We start from the raw sequence: 5,206 nt of genomic DNA, 5'->3' as shown, positions 1-5,206 counted from the left end.
CGGGGTCTTCCTGGAGGGGGGAGCGCCAGGGCCCGGCTCCCCGCTCACTCGGGAATGATGGCCTCGGCCTCGATCTCCACGAGCATGACGGGGTCGATGAGGCGGCTCACCTCCACCATGCTGGTGGCGGGGCGGATGGTGCCGAAGAACTCGCCATGGGCCCGGCCCACGTCGCCCCAGAGGGAGATGTCCGTCACGTACAGGCGGGTGCGGACCACGTGCTCCAGCCGGGCACCCAGGGCCTCGAGCGCCGTCTGGATGTTGGTGAGCGCCTGGACGGTCTGGGCGTAGATGTCTCGCTCGCCCACCACCTGACCGGACGGCCCGGTGGCGGTGGTGCCGGAAACGGCGACGAAGGGGCCCACGCGGACGGCGCGCGAGTAGCCCACGCGCGGTTCCCAGGCGGTGCCAGTCGAGTAGGTGGTGCGCTGCATGGGGCTCCTGGGGTGAAGGGGTGGAGGAACCCCCCACCCTAGCGCTCTCCGAGCGAGGGAGGGGACATACCCGGGGTCCAAGCGGGGGCCTGTTGGCCCGGAAGCTTTCCGGCGGAACGGGTCCCTCATGTGGAACCTCGCGAAAAAACACACGCCCCGTGATAGTTCCCATCCCGATATGGCATCCGAGCTAGACCAGGAAGTCGCCCGTCGGCGCACCTTCGCGATCATCTCCCACCCCGACGCCGGTAAGACGACGCTGACCGAGAAGCTGCTGCTCTACGGCGGCGCCATCCACCTGGCTGGCAGCGTGAAGGCCCGCCGTGCGAGCCGCCACGCGACGAGCGACTGGATGGAGCTGGAGAAGGAGCGCGGCATCTCCGTGACGTCCTCGGTGCTCCAGTTCCCCTACCGGGGCCACGCGGTGAACCTGCTGGACACCCCGGGCCACCAGGACTTCTCCGAGGACACCTACCGCACGCTGGCGGCGGCGGACTCGGCGGTGATGCTCATCGACGCGGCCAAGGGCGTCGAGCCGCAGACGAAGAAGCTCTTCAAGGTGTGCCGCATGCGGGGCATCCCCATCTTCACCTTCGTCAACAAGCTCGACCGCTGGGGCCGTGCGCCGCTGGAGCTGATGGACGAGCTGGAGCAGGTGCTCGGCATCCGCGCCTACCCGATGAACTGGCCCATTGGCATGGGGCCGGAGTTCCGCGGCGTGTATGACCGGCAGTCCAAGGTGGTGCACGTCTTCGCGGCGGAGGGCCGTCACGGCGAGTCCGAGGTGGCCGAGCGCTCGGTGTCCATCGACTCGCCGGACATCCACGCGGTGCTCAGCGAGCGCGAGCTGGCCACGCTCAAGGAGGAGATCGAGCTGCTGGACATCGGCGGCGATGAGTTCACCCGCGAGAAGGTGGAGCAGGGCCAGCTGACGCCGATGTTCTTCGGCAGCGCGATGACGAACTTCGGCGTGCGGCCGTTCCTGGATCACTTCCTGGAGCTGGCGCCGGCGCCCACGTCGCGGCTGACGAAGGACGGGCCGCGCGAGCCCACGCACCCGAAGTTCGCGGGCTTCGTGTTCAAGATTCAAGCGAACATGGACCCCTCGCACCGGGACCGCATCGCGTTCATGCGGGTGGTGTCGGGCCGGTACACGAAGGGGATGAGCGCGTTCCACTCGCGGCTGGGCAAGGAAGTGCGCCTGGCCAAGCCGAGCCAGTTCCTGGCGGCCGAGCGCACGGCCATCGAGGACGCGTGGCCTGGGGATGTGATTGGCCTGTTCGATCCGGGCATGTTCCGCATCGGCGACACGCTGTGCGAGGGCGAGGATCTGCTGTTCGACAGCGTGCCGCGGTTCAGCCCGGAGTACTTCGCGATCGTCCGCTCGAAGGACCCGTTGCGGCGCAAGCAGATGGAGAAGGGGCTGGAGCAGCTGTCCGAGGAGGGCACGGTGCAGATCTTCCAGCAGCTCGGGATGGGGATGAAGGATCCCATCGTGGGCGTGGTGGGAGCGCTGCAGTTCGAGGTGCTGCAGTACCGGGTGGAGCACGAGTACGGGGCGCGGATCATGCTGGACCGGCTGCCCTTCAGCCACGCGCGGTGGGTGGTGGGGCCGGACTTCGATCCGAAGAAGTTCGACTGGGAAGGCAACCGGCAGACGGTGCAGGACCGGGACGGGCTGCCGCTGGTGCTCTTCCGGGACGACTGGGCGTTGCAGCACGCCGAGGAGAAGCACCCGGAGCTGAAGTTCCTCTCGGCGGCGCCGATGCTGCGCAACCTGGCGAACACGGGTAGCTGATGCGCTAACCACCCCTCTCCCTTCGGGAGAGGGACGGGGTGAGGGTGCCCGTCACCCGGGTTGAACCCGTGGGAGCTACTTGCTGACGGGCTGGCAGAGCCCGTTACCGCCCTCGAAGTAGAAGCCGAGGTTGACGGTGGGCTGATCGGCGACACAGTTGCTCACCACGAACTCGGTGTTCTTCAGATCGCCGCTGGTCACGATGTCGCTGAACTGGCCGGAGTCCGAGAGGTACGAGCCATTCGGATTGACGTAGCTGAACACCGTCGAGAGCTCGGAAACGGTGGTGGGGAGCGCGCCGGAGGGCGAATAGGCCCGGATGCGGATCCGGAAGCGCGTGGGGAGCGTGGAGGGGCAGTTCGCGGTATCGGCCGCCAAGGAGAGCAGCTCGGCGGCGTAGGTGACCGGGCCGGTGGAGGTAGCCGGGTCCCACGAGACGGGGAACTTGCTGAAGTTCCCGCAGGTCGGGGCGCGCACGGTCTGGCAGGTCGAGCTGGAGCCGCAGTACGAGCCATAGGTGCAGCTGGAAGGCTGGGGATCGGAGGCGGTGCAGGGGTCTCCGGGCTCCTCGGTGCCCGCGTCGTCCCCGCCGTCCGGGGTCCCCGCGTCGGAGCCCGCATCGGCGTCACTCCCCGCATCACCGCCCGCGTCGGGGACTTCGGTGCCCGCGTCATTGCCGGAGCCGTCACCGGGCGCGTCCGGGTCGCAGGAGGTGGCCGTGAGGACGAGGCCGAGCGAGAGGGGAAGGAGGAGGGAAAGGAATCGTCGCAAGGTCGCGTCTCCGGGTAGCGCCAACCGGCACCCAGGTGCCGGTGGGGGAGACGGATTCTAATTCACTTGTAGGGCACCACCGTGCCGCCGCGGTGGGCCGAGTCGCGCAGCACCAGGCGGGTCTCCTTGTAGAGGCGCGCGGCCTTGGGGCCGACGAGGAAGGCCTTGGGGTCCCCCTTGCGGAAGGTCTTCTTCAGGTACTCCTCGATCTCGCGGAACAGGCGCCGGAACTTGTCCGAGGTGGCGTCCACGCGGCCCGTCTGGGGCGTCACCTCCAGCTCGGCCCAGAGCTGGCCGCTGAGCAGCTCGCCCTCCTCGTTCATCCGGCAGCGCTCCATGAAGATGACGGGCGAGCGCACCTCGTCGATGCGCCAGAAGCCCTTGTCCGGGCCGCGCTTCATCTTGTCCACGATGGCCGGCCCGATGGCGACGGCCACCAGGTAGATGTCCTCCTCGGGCAGCCGGGGGAAATTCGCCTGGCTGGCCCGGAAGGTCTCCCAGTCGGGGGGGACGCGCCGGGGGTACACCTCCAGCTCGAAGCGCTCGAGGAAGCGGAAGAAGGCGACCTCGTCGTCGGGGGACATGAAGAACTGAAGCTGGGTGGCCATGGTGGGGCAATTAACCGAATGCCGCGCGTTGCGGAAGTCCGGGGCGATTCGGACTAAAGAATCCGCCATGGAAAAGACCTTCGACGCGCTGCTCGCCCGGATGCAGGAGCTTCGGGACCTCGGTGGACTCATCGGCCTGGCGACGTGGGACCAGGAGACCTACCTGCCCCCCAAGGCGGCCGAGTCGCGGGCCTTCCAGCTCTCCACCCTGCAGGGCATCCACCACGAGCGCCTGGTCGACCCCCGGCTGGGCGAGCTGCTCGATTGGGCGGCGGGCAACAAGGGCCTCACGGACGACCAGCGGGCCATGGCGCGGGTGCTCACCGAGGAGCGCAACCGGGCGGTGAAGGTGCCCAAGGCGCTGGTGCAGGCGCTCGCCGAGGCGCAGAGCCGGGGCCTGGTGGCGTGGCGCGAGGCCCGCAAGCAGAACCGCTTCGCCGTCTTCAAGCCCGCGCTGGAGCGGCTGCTCATCCTCCGCCGCGAGCAGGCGGATGCCTACGGCCATGACGGGGAGCGCTATGACGGGCTGCTCGAGGGCTACGAGCCCGGCATGCGGGTGAAGCGCCTCACCCCGGTGCTGGGCGCGCTGAGGGACAACCTCATTCCGCTGGTGGCGGCGCTCCAGGCGGCGCCGCGCAAGGTGGGGGACTTCTTCGAGGGCCGGCGCTTCGACACCGAGACGCAGTGGCGCTTCACGCTGCGGCTGCTGGGGGACATGGGCTTCGACCTGGAGGCGGGGCGGCAGGACAAGAGCATCCACCCCTTCTCCAGCGGGCAGCACCCCACGGACGTGCGGCTCACCACGGACCTGGAGGAGGGCTCGCTCACGGCCCTCTTCAGCACGCTGCACGAGGGCGGGCACGGCCTGTACGAGCAGGGCTTCTCCGCGGCCCACCACCGCACGCCGCTGGCGAACGCGCCCTCCATGGGCCTGCACGAGTCGCAGTCGCGCATGTGGGAGAACCTGGTGGGGCGCGGCCGGCCCTTCTGGACGCACTACTTCCCGGCGCTGCGCGAGGCCTTCCCGCAGGCGCTCGCGGGGGTGGAGCTGGACACGTTCCACTCGGCCATCAACCGCGTCACGCCCTCGTTCATCCGCGTGGAGGCGGACGAGGTGACGTACAACCTGCACATCGTCCTGCGCTACGAGCTGGAGCTGCTGCTCATCCGCGACGCGCTGCCCTTGGACGAGCTGCCCGCGGCGTGGAACGAGCGCATGCGGCGCTTCCTGGGCGTCACCCCGCCGGACGACACGCAGGGCGTGCTGCAGGACATCCACTGGGCCTGGGGCGAGTTCGGCTACTTCCCCACGTACGCGCTGGGCAACCTCTACGCCGCGTCCCTCTACCGCGCCGCGCAGCGCGCCGTGCCGCAACTGGAGGAGGGCTTCGCCCGCGGTGAGCTGAAGCCCCTGCGCGACTGGCTGCGCACCCACGTCCACTCCGAGGGCCACCGCCAGCCCGCCGAGGAGCTGGTGCGCAAGGTGACGGGCCAGGGCCTCACCGACGTGGACTTCCTCGCCTACCTCAAGTCGAAGTTCGGCGCCCTCTACGGCCTCTCGCTCTGAGGCCTCCGTTGACAAATGACCCTGGGTC

The 5,206-nt window shown here is 69.1% G+C and carries 5 protein-coding genes; 2 read left to right on the top strand and 3 right to left on the bottom strand.

Annotated elements, in window-relative coordinates; translation table 11 throughout:
• Positions 1-44: 44 nt before the first annotated feature.
• The gene (locus NR798_RS38990; protein WP_375767645.1) at positions 45-434 is read right to left on the bottom strand and encodes a RidA family protein; all 390 of its coding nucleotides are present in this window, start codon (positions 432-434) and stop codon (positions 45-47) included.
• A gap of 178 nt (positions 435-612) precedes the next feature.
• Here NR798_RS38990 and NR798_RS38985 point away from each other — a divergent pair, with 178 nt between their 5' ends.
• Positions 613-2,232 (top strand): peptide chain release factor 3, encoded by a 1,620-nt coding sequence (locus NR798_RS38985; RefSeq protein ID WP_375767644.1) that lies wholly within the window; start codon positions 613-615, stop codon positions 2,230-2,232.
• Positions 2,233-2,307: 75 nt separating this feature from the next.
• On the opposite strand, the gene NR798_RS38980 is transcribed toward NR798_RS38985, so the two are convergent.
• Together NR798_RS38980 and NR798_RS38975 are read right to left on the bottom strand one after the other, a co-directional pair.
• On the bottom strand, positions 2,308-3,003 hold the full coding sequence (locus tag NR798_RS38980; RefSeq protein ID WP_375767643.1) for a hypothetical protein: 696 nt from the start codon (positions 3,001-3,003) through the stop codon (positions 2,308-2,310).
• Between the two features lie 62 nt (positions 3,004-3,065).
• A complete protein-coding gene (locus NR798_RS38975; protein WP_375767642.1) occupies positions 3,066-3,611 on the bottom strand; it encodes a hypothetical protein in 546 nt (181 codons plus the stop codon).
• 67 nt (positions 3,612-3,678) lie between these two features.
• On the opposite strand from NR798_RS38975, the gene NR798_RS38970 reads away from it, so the two are divergent.
• Positions 3,679-5,178: a carboxypeptidase M32 gene (locus NR798_RS38970; RefSeq protein WP_375767641.1), complete on the top strand. Its 1,500-nt coding sequence runs from the start codon at positions 3,679-3,681 to the stop codon at positions 5,176-5,178.
• Positions 5,179-5,206: the final 28 nt, after the last annotated feature.

It is taken from the genome of Archangium gephyra (genome assembly GCF_042230915.1).
GTDB classification, from domain to species: Bacteria; Myxococcota; Myxococcia; order Myxococcales; family Myxococcaceae; genus Archangium; species Archangium gephyra_B.
This window is presented reverse-complemented; position numbering and strand designations above follow the sequence as displayed.